Source organism: Peribacillus sp. FSL P2-0133 (assembly GCF_037975445.1).
Classification (GTDB): Bacteria; Bacillota; Bacilli; order Bacillales; family DSM-1321; genus Peribacillus; species Peribacillus simplex_E.
On the sequence record NZ_CP150254.1, the window covers coordinates 2880932 to 2898181 of the forward strand.

The following is a 17250-nucleotide window of genomic DNA, read 5'->3' on the forward strand; positions in this document are numbered from 1 at the left end:
TCTAATTCTAATATTCTCTGTTAACACTCTTAACTATGTTCAGCAAGGAAAGTATATAATATACTTAGTCACTCCTAGCATAATTTTTATGTAAGTTAATAAAGTTGCACGGTTTAATAAAAAAGGAGCACTGTCTTGATTGCGAAGTATTTTGGTGATAGCGTTCGAATTAGTTATATAGCGTGAAATAATTCGGGGAAATAAATTTCTGGTAACAAACCATTCCCTAACCCTTAGTGAACTAATCTGCCCCTTTTGTTTCATAAGAAAAGGAGCTGCTGATCAGATTCTAAATAATAAAGAAAAGCCCTAGTTCAACAACGATTATTTTCTATTTTTGCACTTTTCACAAGTAAAGTTGCATTTCTTATTATTCTCGGAATATCCAGGGAAATTATTGTATCGGCAGCATCAAGACTGGGATAACGGCAGTAATTACTCCAATTTTCGAAACAGCAATAATCGCTAATTGCACATATACTACTCCAATAATGCACATAAAAGCTGCCAAGGAAGTGCTTCAGAGATAGCGATCATATCTATCTTTCCAATTAAAACAACTACAATTCACATTAATAAAGTAAATTAAGTATATTATATTTTCTTGGTGGTTTAGGATATAGGCCCAGAACAATTATAGGTGTAGATCCAGGATGAGATTAGTCATTTGGACAAATCCTCTCTTCCTCTAAATGACCTGAACGTTTTATCTTTGTCTGGAGATAATTCTCATTAAACTCCGAAATATCTCCCCATAAAGGCTTTCTACCTGCAACCTCCAAACCAGCGTTTTTCAGTGCTTCCAGCTTTTTTGGGTTATTGGTTATAAGTGTAACCGGCTTGGATCTTAGTGCTTTCAGTACTAGTATCGCGTCATTATAGTTTCTGGAATCATCAACAAAACCCAGTTTTCTATTAGCATCAACTGTATCATAGCCATTTTCCTGAAGGATATAAGCCAGTGCCTTACTAAAGAGGCCAATTCCTCTTCCTTCATGATTGGCTAGATAAAACAACGCACCCACACCATGTTCCACAATCATTTTCATGGATTTTTTCAATTGATAACCGCAGTCGCATCGCTTACTGCCAAATATGTCTCCTGTATGACAAATGGAATGCATTCTGATAATGGCATCATCACTATATGAAAAGTCACCATATACTAACACACTTGATTGCTGCAATTCAGCTAAATTAACAGAAGATAATTTCTCAATAATTCTCTCATAGTTTTCTGTTACTTCGTCACAATTTAGCCAACAATACCATTTGAACACTACCGTTTCCCCATATAAGTTAACTGGTAGTCGAATGGGACCAACTAAATAAATGGCCTTATTATCTATTTTAATTAGCCGAATTTTATCTTCTATAACTGAAAGAACTTTCGAATCAAACTTTGTTTGGGACATAAGTTTCACTCCTTTTTTGAGTTAGTTTAAGCATCGATGCAAAATTTATCCCAATAGAATTTTTCTCAGCTTCTTAGAACTATTTTGCTTTGCATTCGTCCTTAACTCTCCATTTATTCTTATGGATACTTCAAGAAAATGTTAAGGACAGAATAATTGATTATCCCAAATGACAGCAACATCACCACTTGTTTTTTTCTTCTTTCAAGCTTGTCAATTTGAATAATTAACATACTTCTTCTTATATTCATTATGTATACCTATACTATTGTGTATTGTATGTTTTGTTCGTCAGTAATTAAATAAAATAGGGTAAGTACCTTTCTTAAAACAAATACAATAGATTTTTGTTAAAGGGTGTTAAAGATAGGAATTCAATTAACACTTGATAAGCAAATCTAGTTAATTTTCTATACTCATTCACTTTCACCATTTTCAGTTCTTTGTACTAACCTGCCCCGATAGTTGCATAAAGAAAAAGCTGCCTTAAAGACAGCTCCGATTTACGGCTGACGTACCCGTTTGTTCAATAGGAAAGGCATCGTCACCAATTTTAAAAAATGCCCACAGTTAACTAAATAGGAATTCTTATAAACCTTGAGGACTGATCTTTTAAGCGAATTATTTATTTCGAACCCATTCAAAAAGTATCCAATCGTTTCAAGCTCTTCTTCATTTTTAACTTGAATTGATAAGATTTCTTTTATCTTGAAGCTCTTTTAGAAAACAATTAATTACCTCCTATTTTTAATCCCTCCCAAAAAAGTCCGCATTACTTGTTCGGCTGAAACTTCCAACAATTCAGCTCCTCTTTCCATAGCTTCCTTTAATGGCATAGGAGCGTTCACTAAACTATGAACACTAGTTACTCCATGGTCATATAAAACTTCAATTCCAGTTCCGATTGATCCTGCTAAAACAAATACTGGAATATCGTGCTTTTTGGCTTCTTGTGCAACTCCCATTGGTGTTTTGCCAGAAGCTGTCTGGTAATCAATTTGGCCCTCACCGGTAAAGACACAATCAGCATCGGACAATTTTTCAACCATTTTCGTATGCTCCAACACAATATCGATGCCCCTTTTTGTTTTTGCTGGGAAAAAGGCTTGAAATGCACCTCCAATTCCACCTGCAGCACCCGCACCTGCTTTATCATGCAAGTGTATGCCTGTCTTGATTTCCACTAAATCAGCCCATGATGATAAAGCTTTATCAAGCAATTCAACCATGGCAGGAGTGGCACCTTTTTGAGGTCCGAATACACTTGATGCTCCATCCGGACCAACTAACGGATTCTGGACATCCGAGGCAATCAAAAACTCGGAATCTGCAATTCTGGAATCAAAATCTTCCGTATTAATTTCTGATATCCGCGATAATTCGGCACCCCCGAATCCCAGCGGTTTACCATCTTCATCAAACACCCTCATTCCCAAAGCCTGGAGCATTCCAACACCCGCATCATTGGTAGCGCTTCCACCTACCGCTAAAATGAACTTTCTACAGCCATCATTCAATGCTTTTTGAATAAGCTCCCCTGCTCCGTATGTAGTAGTGATCAATGGGTTCAAATCATCTGGATCTACTAGGCACAGTCCGGATGCACTGGCCATTTCAATCACGCATGTTTCCTGATCACCCAAGATTCCATATGCTGCCTGAACGTCTTCAAGTAAAGGTCCTTTAACAGTCACTTCAACTTTTCGACCATTCGTAGCTGCCACAAGGCTATCCATCGTACCTTCCCCGCCATCCGCTACAGGAACCAATTCTGTCTCCGCATCCGGCAGTGCCTTCCTGACCCCTCGCTCGATTGCTTTGGAAGCTTCTAATGCTGACAAACTTCCTTTATAGGAATCTGGTGCAATAACAATTTTCATGCTCAGGCCCCCTTTGAATATATTATAAATTATAATCTTTGGAAATATTTTAATCACCGTTCATTCTATACGAAATTAGTATGACATGTTGTTTGTTTTTTGGCTATACCAGTAAGTATTCTGTTATTTTCCCAACTTCCTAAAGTATAAGGTTGCTAAAGGCGTAAACTAACGACCATCCCCTTTTTCATTATAAGTCATAGCTTGTTTGCATGAAAACGAATACCATTCTGTTATCGAAAACTTGATAATAACTAAAAATTCTATAAGGATGACTTGTATGTAAGAAAGTACAATGGAAATTGTCAAACCAATAGAATCAACCGAAATATTATTATTATTACGGATGATAATGGAACCATCATCGCCTCTGGAAATCGTGACGCATCGTAACTACTGCGATTGCGGAAAATAGTATAGACCAAAGACTGGATACAGTCATCAAACAATTAAAAGCACTTTGTTATTCGAATCGGTTTTGGCTCAATTGTGGAAAAGGAATCATACAAATGTCACTCTTTCCGGGAAGCTAAATCAGCACTTTTACTAAATATACTGCGGAAACAAAGTCACTGTTGGAAAGGATAGATGACCGGACGAAAAGGGAATTTCAGGAAATGAAACTAAGCAGCTTATGAAAAGTTGGTCGAGACGCTGTAACAATTTTTCCTTAGTAACTTAAATGTCCGGGTATGTGCCCTTATATACCGAATAAAAAATCAAGGTAATTACCGGGTATAATCCACAGGAGCTGCATGATGACGTAACTTTGCAGTTAGCCATTTGGGTAAAACAAACGAAAAGGAGAAATTGAAGATATTTTAAGAACAAGACGGTCTATTTAAATTAACTCATTCTATCCCTATTAAATCCTTGCATTGGAAATCTGTATAATTGATCGAATAACCGAGTAGATTAACAATACATGATTTTTTTTGCATATCAGGAGGGATTTTGAATGAGTGGCATCGCAAATATTTTAATTATCCTTGGATTTACCGTTATTGTCATCGTTATCATCGTCTTGGTTTTCCTATTACTTTATATGGTTTTCTTTGACCGCACGCAGAAGCATCATGCAATTTTAAGAAATTACCCCGTGCTCGGGAGAATACGTTACTTTCTGGAAAAAATCGGGCCTGAAATGCGGCAATATTGGTTTAACAGTGATAACGAAGGAAAACCCTTTTCCCGGGATGACTATGAACATATGGTGAAAAGTTCAAAATATTTACGGGATGTAATAGGTTTTGGTTCAAAACGGGATTTTGATGAAGAAGGATTCTTTGTTAAGAATAGCATGTTCCCAAAATTGGCCGAAGAAGAAAAATACGATCGAGAAACAAAAGTGACGACTAAAAGATACATTCTAATGAAAGACCCGCTTTTCTCACAGCGAGAAGAAAAATGGGGAGATGAAGTGTCCTCTGCATTCTTATTGGATGATACAGATGCCGTGATCATCGGCCCAAACACTAAGCACCCCTTTCGATTAAAAGGTCTTATCGGCATGTCCGCCATGAGTTATGGTTCTTTGGGGAAGAACGCAATCACTGCCCTTTCTGAGGGATTGGCTGCAGCAAAAGGCACATGGATGAATACAGGGGAAGGCGGACTTTCTCCTTATCATTTAACCGGCGGTGTCGATATAATCATGCAAATCGGGCCAGCCATGTTTGGGGTTCGTGATAGTAAAGGCGAGATGGATTGGGATGAGTTAAAAAGAAAAAGTGAAATACCAGAAATCAAAGCATTTGAAATCAAATTGGCTCAAGGTGCCAAAACTCGCGGAGGGCATATTGATGCTGAAAAAGTGAATCCGGAAATCGCTGAAATCCGTAAGGTCGTTCCGTACAAAGCGATCGATAGTCCGAATCGGTTCCATCAATTCAATGACGTAAAATCCATGTGCGATTTTATTGAAAGAATCAGGGAACATACAGGCATCCCGGTCGGTATCAAAATGGTCATCGGCGGCAATGACAGTGTCGAAGAGCTTGCTAGTTATATGAAAGAAACCGGGAAAGGTCCGGATTTCATTTCATTGGATGGCGGTGAAGGCGGCACGGGTGCTTCTTATCAGGAATTGATCGATAGCGTAGGATTGCCGCTAAAATCCGCGTTGCCGATTTTAGTATCGACACTGGAAAAATACGGCGTCCGAGATCGGGTTAAAATCATCGCCTCCGGTAAATTGTTCACGCCTGATAGAATCGCCATTGCCCTATCCATGGGAGCCGACCTTGTTAACATAGCACGTGGTTTCATGATTGCGATAGGATGTATTCAGACGATGAAATGTCAATCCAATGCTTGTCCGGTCGGGGTAGCAACCACTGATCCGGAACTGCAAAAGGCACTTGTCATCGATGAAAAGAAATACCGTGTGGTCAATTTTCTTGTTACCCTTAGAAAAGGATTATATCGAATCTCAGCCGCTGCTGGTTTGGATTCACCTATCCATTTTCAACCTAAGCACATTAGCTATAAGGATGATAAAGGAATTGTCACATCCCTTGAAGATATCATGAAAGAAGTAAAAGGACAAATAGGTGCCAGGCAATGAAAAAACCACCGCCCAAGTTTGATGGGCGGTGGTTTTCACTTTATTAATAAGTGAAGCCGTTTTTGGCTGCTCCAAAATGTATCAGGCATGTAAACGAATATCCCCTGTCTGCTCTTTTCCCTTACCCATCAGCTTTCCATAGCGAAAATAAACATAAACTGCAGCTATAAAACCAGTTACAGACAGGAATGTATCAAATATGAAGATGATTGATATATTCCCGCTTTTCGACACCCAACCCGTTACAAGCGGCATAACTATAGACGCCAATCCAGCAGCTGTTGCCACGATCCCGGTCACTGTTCCTTTTTTTCTCCAGAAAAATCCGTCATTATCGTAATGGCTAATTGAAAGATCCCCGCAGTGGAAAGTCCGATGAAAAATGCCGTGATGGAAACAATGATCGGTACTTTAACCAAAAGGATCGTAAGGATTGAAATAAAAGTTATGATCGGATAAATCATGATAACCGTTATTGGCCGGACGATCTTTTTTAATAATACGGATAAAACCAATACAGAAATAAGCGCCCCTAAACTATAATAACTCAGTAATTTGATGGAACTGGCCATTGTCATGCCCACAGCTTGCTGACCATAAGTCGGAAGCCATATCTGTGAAACCGTGAATAATCCTGTTGACGTGAAACCGATTATCACGAGAGCAAGTCCCTCTTTACGTAATACTGGTTCTGAAATGAATTTCATTCTCCCGGTACGATCGTCCACTTGTTTTTCCTTATACATATTCGTACTTGGAAAAGAAACGGTGAAAAAAAAAACATCAGATTCAATAGATAAATGGCAGCAGGAATAAAAAAGGCATATCCATAAAACATCTCATGATTCGAGAAAAATAATATCATGAAATAGAGAAGAAATGCTCCAGCAGACATGAATGCTTTCACCATTACGCTGGCAGAACCGGAAGCTCTTGGGAAAAGCTCTGTTAAACCGGGATATGAACCGGCATTTATTCATTAACTAGTATATTTAAGACAGTGTGACTTGCGTTTTGAATGCAAAAAAAGCTCATATGACATGAGCTAGAATCAATGTTCAATATATCAAATGGATTGATAATACCATTTGCCATCACGTTTAAACTTTCTGCATTGGTCATTCAAAAGAAGGTATTCAAGGTGGGCCAATGTTTCACCAACAGCAAACCTGGTTTCGTGAATGGGCAGATTTCCAAATAAGATATGGCAAGCACTTTTTACAGAAATCGGCTCTTTCATGTTTTCATGAATTATATGCAACCTGTCCTGATGGTGGTCCAACAATTCAACAATTCTTTTATTGGCATTTTGAAAAGGTTTCCCATGTGAAGGGATGACATATTCAACATTCAGCTTTTGTATTTTTTTCAAAGAAGTAAAAAACTCTTCCAATGGGTTGCAGAAACCTTTAAACCAATACGAAATATTTGGAGATACCCTGGGCAATATATGATCTGTCGAGAAAAGGACACTTTTTTCCTTATTGTATAATGATATCAGGCCATCAGAATGCCCCGGCGTGAAAATTACTTCATACTCATATTTGCCAAAATGCAGCTTCATTCCTTCTTCAAGATGATGATTTACGGTAGGATAGGGTTTTACTTGGGGCATGAATCCACTTTCGTCACTGGATAAGGCGACGGCTACCTCGTCTTCCATTCCACATGCCTTATAATTTTCTTTAAGCAGATTCAGCGAATCCGTTTCCCAATACGTAGTTCCCGCATGTTCATCCACTTGTGTCATCCAAACATCCGCACCGGTTAATTGTTGTAATGCCCCTGCATATCCGAAATGGTCTGGGTGATAATGGGTGATGATAATATTGGTAATATCGTGTTTTTCGATAATTGGGTTCCATAAATCCTTTGTCGTTTTGTTATTTAATCCCGTATCAATGATTGTCCACCCTGTTTTACCTTCTGCTAGAAAACAATGGACATGATCCAACCTAAAAGGCATTGGAATGGTAACTTGTGTAACTTTCAATTCATTCAGCAAATATAACTTCCCCTTCCGATGTAACTTTATTTACATGAACAAAAAATCAAAAAACAAAACATTTAAGTTTATTAAATAAAGGTATATCATTAATCAATTCGACGAATTCTTTCAAGTTCCTTTAATCAATATCCATAGCCATTCGATTAAAATCCAGAAGCCGTGGCCTGGGGCATTGGTTAACTCAAGAAATAAAAAAAACTGCCCTTAAAATTAATGGCTACAGTTTTTTGGGGGACTGTAAAAATATGACCGTTTATTTCCACTACAGGCACTCGCTTTCCGAGGGAGTCTCGCCACTTCCGTTCCAATCAACTTTGTTTTAAAAATAGGAAAGAACTCCTTTTTTGCCTACAGTCTTTTTATAAATATAGAAGAATTAAAGCTTAATGTGATAAGGGTACTTTCTAAACATTATTCTATTCAGCGAGATCAACTTGAAATGATTACTATAGATCAACTGGTGCCATAGAACCATTTGGTAGTAAACTGGAGACGGCCATTGTTTTCTCTTTCATGTATGACTTGGTGTAAGATATGTATTCAGAGGTATGACACCCAGGTATGATCCATTTATTATTCTCTATTACTGCTTCAAATCCAATAAAAAACCAAAAAGGTTTCGGAATGAGAGCATTCCGAAACCTTTTTGTCTACAAACTGACGTATTATTAAAATTAATGGCGGCACCTCGTTTTACATATCTTCCTCGATTGTTTGAACAAGGATAAAAAGAAAATGATAGATTAAATTAAAAGCTTCTTCTAATAACATGTCTTCTCTAAACCCTTTTAAGTTATCCAAGGCAAAATTCACGTCCCATAGCCCGTCGCCCTGATTAAACATTAAACTGAACGATCCAATTCCTCCTTGAAGTTCCTTAGTTAAATACGTTTTTAAAACTTCAGCCATTTTTTTCTGGAATTTCAATCCGAACATCGCGTTATATGTACCGAAAACATCATCGACTTCTAACGAAAGTGCCTCAACACCGATTAATTCGAACCATTGTGATTCAAAGTAAAGGAATTCATCTTTGTTTTTTTTCAAATACTCGATAGGTTGTGATAAAAATGCAGAGTTCTCTTCAGAGATTAATTCTTCGCTCTCTTTATTACTGCGCTCCATATAAGCATCTGTAAAACGGGATGCATTTTCTTTTTCCACTATAATGATATCATCAGCAATTAATTTATGCTTTTCTACATAATCCTTTTCTTCATTAAACAACTCAACCTTTTTATCGGTTACGGATTTTGATATGTATGATTCCATTTGTTTTTTTAACATGATTTGTCCTCCTAGTATCTTTTCAAGCTCTCGCAATTTCAATCATAGCATATTCCCTATAGATAAAATAACTTTGTGAAAGAAATTACAATATCGATTGTAGCAATCAATTCGTGGCTTCGATATAGTAGTGGTAAGAGTTAATACATTTGAGAGAAATGAGATGTTGAATATGCAAAAAATCATTGTAGTTGGTGCAGGAATTTTGGGGGCTTCAACTGCTTATCAGTTGGCTAAAAATGGGGCTGAAGTGATCATTATTGACCGTCAAGATGTCGGTCAGGCAACATCTGCAGCTGCAGGAATCGTTTGCCCGTGGATATCGCAAAGGCGCAACCAAGCTTGGTATCTCCTTGCAAAAAATGGGGCGGCTTTTTATCCCGGTTTAATTGAAGAACTTGAACGGGACGGGGAAACAGAAACTGGTTATGCCCAAGTTGGGGCCATAAGTCTACATACAGATGAAGCTAAATTGAATGCCATGAAGAACCGGGCGGCAAAACGGAAAGAAGATGCACCGGAGATTGGGGCGATCACATTGCTTTCCGCAGAGGAGACCCGTGCCTTATTCCCGCCTCTTTCCAGTGAATATGCAGCCGTTCACGTGAGTGGTGCCGCGCGGGTTGATGGACGCGCACTTCGTGATTCCTTATTGCGGGCATCACAAAAAAACGGTGCACAACTTTTGTATGGTGAGGCTATACTTTCATATAACGGTGCACAAGTGACAGGTGTAACATTTGGAGATGAATTCATACCTGCTGATAAAGTCATTGTTTGTGCTGGCGCTTGGGCACCGGAATTACTGAAGCCACTGGGCGTGAATTTTCAAGTCACCTTCCAAAAGGCTCAAATCATTCATCTGGAAACGCCAAATGAAAATACGAATAACTGGCCTGTAGTCATGCCTCCGAGTGATCAATATCTTTTGGCTTTCGATAATAATAAAATCGTTGCGGGGGCAACTCATGAAAATACGGTAGTTTTCGATAACCGAATGACCGCAGGTGGGCTGCAGGAAGTTTTCAACAAAGCCTTGCAAACCGCTCCCGGTTTGACGGATAGTACGTTTGTTGAAGCAAGGGTGGGTTTTCGCCCATTCACGCCGGGATTCCTTCCTGTCATGGGTCCTCTACCTGACTGGGAAGGCATAATCGTAGCCAATGGTCTTGGAGCTTCCGGTTTAACAATGGGCCCATATTTAGGCTCCCTATTGGCAAACCTCGCACTTGATAGAAAAATCGAAATCGATATAGAAAATTATGATGTAAGAGGCGCACTTTTCACATAACTTCCAAATCATTACCTATTGGCTTAATGATGAATATCGACTGATCTGAAAAATACCCAGATTCAGTTTTTTTCAAATGGTCCTCTCATAAAAAATCAAGGACCTTTAATGGGTCCTTGATTTATAAATTGTTTAATTTTTCGAGCAGGACATTCTTGTGGGAATTTGACAAATTCTTCGATTCAAAACTACCGCAAATATCTATTTACCATTAAACAATATTTGCTTGCGCAGCAAACATCGTTTATACCGAATGATTTTTCTCTAAAGGAAATTGTTGAAGCCACAAATAACCATCCAAACATTTTTTCTCTCATACTTGACTGTTGATGGTTCAGTTACTTTAATCGTTTTCAATAAAGTAATGTATCTATTTATTTTTTCCATTGTATGAAATGAAAAAATGAGATTCTTCTATTTCAAATTTTTTCCTCTATTTATTAACATCAGGTCCACATACTTCTTCATAAATAACTTTTAACTCTTCTATAGTAAGTGATTTTAAAAATTCCTCTAGTTCATCCATGTTAATGCCTCCTATAATAAAGAACATTTGTTCTTATTATAATCTTCAAAATATCACTAGTAAATAGTTAATTTTACTTTTAACACTATTAGATGAATTATAGAATGCTTAATCAAATGTTTCCCCATCCTTTAATACCTATATAAGTTTCATTGAGCATAAATCCCTCCTCTTAGATGCCCCATGGTTAAGGTCCTCTTTTTCCCTTCCATTAACAACATTACTCTTTAACCGAACCTTAAAAAAAAGATAAATTGCTTTCCAACCCTTCGGTTGAAAAGAATTTATCTTAAAATGGTGTTTGGGGATGAATAAAAATTTGGGTTTACAAAATGAAACTATTGATTGAATCTTCCGCGCTGGCGAAGTAATTCACGGTTCAGGTTCGGATCTTTTTCAAATGCAGCGCGTCCGTGAAGCCAGAATATATTATTTACGACAACTAAATCTCCAACAGGCAGTTCCAGTTCAAGGACGCTTTCATCGCTTTCTAATGAATTGGATAAATCGCGTAAGTATTTGGCTTGTTCGATTGATTCTGGATAAACGAATTGATCGATAAAACATATACCAGGTTTGTTATTATGATTAAAGAAAGTCAATCTTTCAATCTCCTGATCAATGTTCTTGCTTTTTGGAGCCTTATACGTGAATTTGTGGCTGGATAATGAATGATTCACATACATATCAAGCTCTTTCCAATCGTCTAAGTGCAATAAACGTGATTCGCCACCGCGTGCATTTTGTTCGATCATCTTCATCATTAGTAACCAATCTGTCGGTTCATCTACAAAGGTGCCGTCCGTATGAAGGGTAAATAATCGATAAGCCTGACGCAAATACGAATCACTGCTATCCGTGTCTTGAACACTAAAGCGGGCATAATATTTTCCTGACATTGAATCATGGTTTGGAGTACCTAGCAAGTATGAAATGGCCGTTGCAAAAATGACGTATTCATCCGTATTTTCCGTGACACCCTCCAAGCCTAGGGTGAAGCCGCCGGATTCCCGATCATGAACGATGTTCCGAAGCACTTCACCAAAATCTTCACCTACTTGATCCAATAGATATGAAGCAATGATGAGTCGTGCATATGGTGTATATTCCAGATGCTGAACAGACTGATTATCCTTCGATACGGTTTCTAAAAAAGCGGCGATTGCCTCTTTTGAAATTTCAATATGATATAAACGGCTGGATTGAGGGTGAACTTTCACCTCATATTTTTCTGTTTTCCTTTCAAACTTTGCTCTCTTTTTTTCTGCAATGCTCATGAATAATTCCTCCTGTTATTTGTAATATAGGTGACAAAGTTAACGGGAAATATAAAAAGCCAGTCGCACATGATCCCCAAATAAAATAGGAATCAAACTGTACAACTGGCTTATATTCACTTCACTGCTCTATGCGAATAGAGTCACAGCGAATATGCAGTTTATGTATGATTTATTTTTCCTGTTTCCAATCATTATGATCTTTACACGATTCTGAAAAGGTATTTTCCAAAAGGTATTAATGTCATAATATTGGCTTAATTCCATTAAAACGTTTTTTCGTAAAATTGTCAACACTTTTAACATATTATTCTGATAAATTATATTCCTAACTTGGCAGTTTCGATTTATCTCCTGCTTTAATTTGCTGAAAATGGAGATCCAGGTCCTTCAAGGCAGCAATCAGTGCATTTGCCGCTTTCCCCCGATAATAAGATTGAATTGATTCTATCGCGTCATCAACACCATCATTTAGACTGATCCCTTTTAATAAACGCCCAATAAATTCCCGGCCATGCTCTGTTGCCAGTGTACAGGAAGCTTCCAAGACAACCCCATATTTAGCATCGACTTCTGCAGTGATGGTCAGTGTTTCAAAGACACTTTTCGCTGCCATCCCTTGAGGTAAACGTGCATGACCTGCAATAAAAATTGTTTTACCATTGAACATGAGGCTTCTTCCTCTCTCTTAACGAATTTTATTTTGTCAATACAGCTTCCAATAAGTGTGATTGTTCCGGAATGCGGTTAACAACCTCTTTTCCAATTTCAATTGAGGCTGTTGCAGCAGGTGACGGTGCATTACATACATGGATGGTCCGTTTCCCCATTATAATATGAAAATCATCCACCATATTACCATCATCCTGTAATGCCTGGGCCCGTACTCCAGCAGGTGCAGGGATTAAATCATCTTCTTGAATTTCCGGAATTAACTCCTGCAGGCTTTTCGTAAATTGCTTTTTACTAAATGAACGGACATATTCATCCATCCCTTCCTTCATGAATTTACTAGCCAGCTTCCAAAAACCTTTATAGCTTAAAACTTCAGTTAAATCTTTCGCATTGAAGTCCGTTTTCTTATAACCTTCCCGTTTGAAACTTAGTACAGCGTTTGGACCGGCATCTACTTCACCGCTAATCATCCGCGTAAAATGAACCCCCAAAAATGGAAACTTCGGGTTAGGTACCGGATAAATTAAATGATTGACAAGGAAGCGTTTTTCGGGCTTCAGTTTAAAATACTCACCGCGAAAAGGGACAATTTTCATATCAGTTTTATACCCTGCTGCTGCTGCGATACGGTCACTGTGCAGCCCTGCGCAATTAATGACCATTTTTGCCTTAATGGTACCGTTGTTCGTATCGATGATAACATCATCAAAACCCTCGTCAATCTTCTCAACCTTTGTTTTTAGCTTAATTTCACCGCCGTTGCCCCGGATGATATCCGCCATCTTTTCACTTACCTGACGATAATTGACAATGCCGGCTTGCGGGACGCGAATCGCACCAAGCCCATTAACATGTGGTTCGATTTCCTTTAATTCATCCACACCGATTCTTTGTATAGCCAGTTCATTTTGCAAACCGCGAGAATATAAATCATCTAAAAGGGGCAACTCTTCTGGCTTTGTTGCAACAATGACCTTTCCGCAAATATCATGTTCAATTCCATGCGTCCGGCAGAATTCCGTCATTGATTTGCTACCTTGACGGGCAAACCGTGCCTTGAAACTGCCCGGTTTATAATAAATTCCTGAATGAATGACGCCGCTGTTATGTCCCGTTTGATGATCTGCAACAACAGCCTCTTTTTCAATGACTACCACTTTAGCATTAGGAAAACGCTGGTAAAGTGCCATTCCCGTCGATAATCCTACAATTCCTCCGCCAACAATTGCGAAATCATACACAATTAACACTCCTTTTATTGATGATTTTTAGTATTCAGCAACTCCATATACGTAATTAAATTGTTCTTAGTCCGTAAGATGTGAAATTCTACTGCTGCCCTTAGTTCTGCAGGATCCCCTCTTAGTGCCGCTTCATATATCATCCGGTGTTCCCGTTGCGTTTCTGGGTAATAATCAATCAGCAAATTCGGCGCAATGGGTGAGATCCCCAGCGTTTCTACCATTTTTTGAACCCTTGGCCATGGGCACCCTTTTCGGAGGGTTTCATGAAAAGCCGCATTCAAAAGGATATAATGCTCATTGGTTTCATCAGATAACTGAATTCCTTCCATTTCAATCAAAATTCCCTTTAGTTTTTCTTTGTCCTCCTTTGTTAAGTAAGGAAGTGATTTTTCTACTGCAAGACCTTCAAGCAGAGACCTGGTATGATAAATTTCTTCAATATCATCACGGGTAATCGGTGTGACGATTGCTCCTTTATGGGGAACCATTTCCACCAACCCTTCCAGTTGAAGTTGTGTAAGGGCCTCACGTATAGGCATCCTGCTAACTTTCAGGCGATCGGCCCACTCCTCTTGGATGAGTCGCTCTCCCTTTTTCAAAGTCCCATTCAAAATCGCTTTCCTAAGACTTTTGGTTACATTTTTAACGATTGTTGATTTATCTCTTCCAGAATTAGCATTATCCAATTCAGCTTCCACCTTTCGATATTGGATACAATTTTAACTATATCAACTATATAAAGCGATTACAATACTGAAAATTAAATATATTGTATCCAATCTAAAAATAAATGGATACAAAACATTAGATAACCATCTACTTGAGACCTGATTATTATTTCTGGCCCCCGTTGAAAATATAGTCTGGATTTTGAAAAGTATTATCCTGATGGAAAAGTGGAAATACATATTGTAATTATATAAGTGATAAAAGCATCTATTATGTGAAATAAGCCTTAAAAGTAGATACTTTATTTAGCTCGCCTTAAGGGCATGAACCCCGTCACCCACCGGGACTCATGCCTTTTTATTTCACCTTTGTTCATTAGGGATTTGAGATAATCCTCCTTTAGCAATATGACTTATCTTGTCCAGTCCATTATGTAGTAGTTTCTTAGAGATGGACTTCTCTTTTAATAATAGTTTTTTTGTATCAGGATGCATTAATATTTTATCTGATGGCTCCAACCGTGATAAAATCAAACAAATATAGTTATGAAACATCATATATAAAATATGAAATTTCCAAAAAGTCATTGAATAAAGGGGAAAATATGAATGGCGGAATTAAATGAATGGAAAAATAGTGCTCGCGGGCATAAATTCATAGCTTCTTTTAGCGGAGGAAAGGATAGTGTCTTAGCTCTATATAAAGCAATGAAGATTGGCGAACCTGCAGGACTGATCGTCATGCTGGAGGAAGAAGGAAAACGTTCCAGATCCCATGGCATGCCTCCGGAACTCATACGTGCCCAAGCTGAATCTATAGGTTTGCCCGTATATACTGCAGCTGCCAGTTGGAGTGATTATGAAGAAGTATTTATGCGCCTTTTAGAAAATGCAAAAAATCAAGGTGCTGAAGTGTTAGTAACTGGAGACTTGGATATGCCCGCCCATGGCTGTTGGCATGATAAAGTTACGAAGAATGCTGGATTGAAGCTTGGAATGCCTTTGTGGGAAATGAACCATCGTGAAGCTGTCGAAGAGTTCTTGAATCTAGGATTTGTAACGATCATTGTAACCGTTAATTTATCATTGGGAATGCGTGATGATGATTTAGGGCGAAAGTTAACCCATGAATACGTGAAGGAACTTGAAGCTCGCGGCATTGACCCCTGTGGAGAAGGTGGAGAGTTCCATACCACAGTAATAGATGGGCCTATTTTTAAACAGCCAATTCCTGTTCGAAAATGTGAAATTATTAAGGACGGAGAATATGCTTTTTTGCCTTTGGAGTTAGATAAGAAGGCGGATATTGGTACCTAATAACCATTCCTTACAAGCACTTTACTGCCCCTCAATTATTACATGTTCACTAACAATTGGGGGGCAGTACATATGGTGGAATCCTTTTTTGGACGGGAGGAAAACGGCCAATGTTAGTTACCATAATATTATTATAGTAATCCTTTGTAAAACCCCATCTCATTTTGATAACTTCTGTTTCATATTTATACAATAAGCAGAATAACAGATTTTCAGAAGTCTAAATGTTTTTAATATATTGTTTGAAAAGAAATTGGGATTTTTTAGAACCCTAGATGTTATCAGCAAAAAAAGACTATATTCTAGTCTTTTTTAGAAGTCATTCGATTGAGTTAAGGCCCTGTCAAATTACCCGCAATACCCGATTCCTCTGCGCATTTAGATATATCGTAATAATGTTCGAACTGGAAAAACTTCCTATTACAAGACTGTAATATCAATAAATAAATTATGAGTAATACAGGAGTTATCTTTGTCCGTTCAGTTAATAATAGAAATCCATTAATGTTTCGTCCATTAAATCCTGTGTGAGTCCTATGTAAATCATTGTATCTTTTGGATTGGAATGATTAAGGATTTGCTGCAGTAAAGCAATATCCTTGAATTTTTGATAATGCAAATAGCCGAAAGTTTTTCGAAGGGTATGTGTACCGACATCCGGAATGTCTGCCATTTCAGCTGCTTTGTTCAGGACCCGATAGGCCTGTACCCTAGTGATTGGACCATTTCCTTTTCGACTCGGAAATAAATACTGTTCATTTTTCAGGTTCGATTTCCGGACATATTTCCTTACTTCCTTTCGAAGCTGAGGATTGACAAGGAATCGCTTAATTTTATCAGTCTTTTGCTCCACAATGACTATATGCGTACCCTCAAGAATATCTTTCACGCGCAATTGTAAAAGATCCCCTATACGTAACCCAATGTTTATCCCGATTGAAAACATCATATAATCCCTGTAGCTGCAATATTTTAATAATGACTTTTTCATCTTTTCTATGTGATCCAACCGGCGTATCGGCTGGACATTCTTTATTCTTTGAGAGGTTGCTTGCATGAGTGGCTCATTCTCCTTTCCCCTTCTTTCATTGTACGT

Annotated in this window: 14 protein-coding genes; 3 read left to right on the forward strand and 11 right to left on the reverse strand. The window is 38.2% G+C overall.

Annotated features, from left to right (window positions below):
• Window positions 1-659: 659 nt before the first annotated feature.
• Together MKY17_RS13830 and MKY17_RS13835 are read right to left on the reverse strand one after the other, a co-directional pair.
• A complete protein-coding gene (locus MKY17_RS13830) occupies window positions 660-1415 on the reverse strand; it encodes a GTP cyclohydrolase II (RefSeq protein WP_098373308.1) in 756 nt (251 codons plus the stop codon).
• Window positions 1416-2149: 734 nt separating this feature from the next.
• Complete coding sequence (locus MKY17_RS13835; protein WP_339202279.1) at window positions 2150-3295, reverse strand: glycerate kinase; 1146 nt, start codon at window positions 3293-3295, stop codon at window positions 2150-2152.
• Between the two features lie 958 nt (window positions 3296-4253).
• Between MKY17_RS13835 and MKY17_RS13840 the strand changes: the two genes are divergently transcribed.
• Complete coding sequence (locus MKY17_RS13840) at window positions 4254-5861, forward strand: FMN-binding glutamate synthase family protein (protein ID WP_098373306.1); 1608 nt, start codon at window positions 4254-4256, stop codon at window positions 5859-5861.
• A gap of 81 nt (window positions 5862-5942) precedes the next feature.
• On the opposite strand, the gene MKY17_RS13845 is transcribed toward MKY17_RS13840, so the two are convergent.
• The 4 genes from MKY17_RS13845 to MKY17_RS13860 form a co-directional block, all read right to left on the reverse strand.
• Window positions 5943-6161, reverse strand: a complete 219-nt coding sequence (locus tag MKY17_RS13845) for a hypothetical protein (protein WP_339202282.1) — start codon at window positions 6159-6161, stop codon at window positions 5943-5945.
• Window positions 6158-6589, reverse strand: a complete 432-nt coding sequence (locus MKY17_RS13850; RefSeq protein WP_339202284.1) for an MFS transporter — start codon at window positions 6587-6589, stop codon at window positions 6158-6160. The genes MKY17_RS13845 and MKY17_RS13850 overlap by 4 nt, the downstream gene beginning before the upstream one ends.
• A gap of 338 nt (window positions 6590-6927) precedes the next feature.
• Window positions 6928-7866 (reverse strand): MBL fold metallo-hydrolase, encoded by a 939-nt coding sequence (locus MKY17_RS13855; protein WP_098373305.1) that lies wholly within the window; start codon window positions 7864-7866, stop codon window positions 6928-6930.
• 696 nt (window positions 7867-8562) lie between these two features.
• Entirely contained in the window at window positions 8563-9156 is a 594-nt protein-coding gene (locus MKY17_RS13860; protein WP_098373304.1) for a branched-chain amino acid aminotransferase, read from the reverse strand.
• 172 nt (window positions 9157-9328) lie between these two features.
• Here MKY17_RS13860 and MKY17_RS13865 point away from each other — a divergent pair, with 172 nt between their 5' ends.
• Window positions 9329-10447 carry an FAD-binding oxidoreductase gene (locus MKY17_RS13865; RefSeq protein ID WP_144529557.1) on the forward strand — a complete coding sequence of 373 codons (1119 nt, stop codon included), beginning with the start codon at window positions 9329-9331 and terminating at the stop codon, window positions 10445-10447.
• Between the two features lie 864 nt (window positions 10448-11311).
• On the opposite strand, the gene glaH is transcribed toward MKY17_RS13865, so the two are convergent.
• From glaH to MKY17_RS13885, 4 genes are all read right to left on the reverse strand, one after another.
• The gene (gene glaH, locus MKY17_RS13870) at window positions 11312-12250 is read right to left on the reverse strand and encodes a glutarate dioxygenase GlaH (RefSeq protein ID WP_098373303.1); all 939 of its coding nucleotides are present in this window, start codon (window positions 12248-12250) and stop codon (window positions 11312-11314) included.
• 328 nt (window positions 12251-12578) lie between these two features.
• Window positions 12579-12920, reverse strand: a complete 342-nt coding sequence (locus tag MKY17_RS13875; RefSeq protein ID WP_098373302.1) for a DUF3870 domain-containing protein — start codon at window positions 12918-12920, stop codon at window positions 12579-12581.
• Window positions 12921-12948: 28 nt separating this feature from the next.
• Window positions 12949-14166 (reverse strand): L-2-hydroxyglutarate oxidase, encoded by a 1218-nt coding sequence (gene lhgO, locus MKY17_RS13880; RefSeq protein WP_098373301.1) that lies wholly within the window; start codon window positions 14164-14166, stop codon window positions 12949-12951.
• A gap of 14 nt (window positions 14167-14180) precedes the next feature.
• On the reverse strand, window positions 14181-14855 hold the full coding sequence (locus MKY17_RS13885; protein ID WP_339202290.1) for a GntR family transcriptional regulator: 675 nt from the start codon (window positions 14853-14855) through the stop codon (window positions 14181-14183).
• Between the two features lie 591 nt (window positions 14856-15446).
• Between MKY17_RS13885 and MKY17_RS13890 the strand changes: the two genes are divergently transcribed.
• Complete coding sequence (locus MKY17_RS13890; protein ID WP_339202291.1) at window positions 15447-16154, forward strand: diphthine--ammonia ligase; 708 nt, start codon at window positions 15447-15449, stop codon at window positions 16152-16154.
• Between the two features lie 484 nt (window positions 16155-16638).
• Here MKY17_RS13890 and MKY17_RS13895 read toward each other — a convergent pair whose 3' ends face one another.
• A complete protein-coding gene (locus MKY17_RS13895) occupies window positions 16639-17211 on the reverse strand; it encodes a site-specific integrase (RefSeq protein WP_194719377.1) in 573 nt (190 codons plus the stop codon).
• Window positions 17212-17250: the final 39 nt, after the last annotated feature.

Coding starts and splice junctions, on each gene's coding strand:
- MKY17_RS13830 (WP_098373308.1), bottom strand. CDS start 1,415: ATGTCCCAAACAAAGTTTGATTCGAAAGTTCTTTCAGTTATAGAAGAT.
- MKY17_RS13895 (WP_194719377.1), bottom strand. CDS start 17,211: ATGCAAGCAACCTCTCAAAGAATAAAGAATGTCCAGCCGATACGCCGG.
- MKY17_RS13835 (WP_339202279.1), bottom strand. CDS start 3,295: ATGAAAATTGTTATTGCACCAGATTCCTATAAAGGAAGTTTGTCAGCA.
- MKY17_RS13860 (WP_098373304.1), bottom strand. CDS start 9,156: ATGTTAAAAAAACAAATGGAATCATACATATCAAAATCCGTAACCGAT.
- glaH (WP_098373303.1), bottom strand. CDS start 12,250: ATGAGCATTGCAGAAAAAAAGAGAGCAAAGTTTGAAAGGAAAACAGAA.
- MKY17_RS13875 (WP_098373302.1), bottom strand. CDS start 12,920: ATGTTCAATGGTAAAACAATTTTTATTGCAGGTCATGCACGTTTACCT.
- MKY17_RS13840 (WP_098373306.1), top strand. CDS start 4,254: ATGAGTGGCATCGCAAATATTTTAATTATCCTTGGATTTACCGTTATT.
- MKY17_RS13890 (WP_339202291.1), top strand. CDS start 15,447: ATGGCGGAATTAAATGAATGGAAAAATAGTGCTCGCGGGCATAAATTC.
- MKY17_RS13865 (WP_144529557.1), top strand. CDS start 9,329: ATGCAAAAAATCATTGTAGTTGGTGCAGGAATTTTGGGGGCTTCAACT.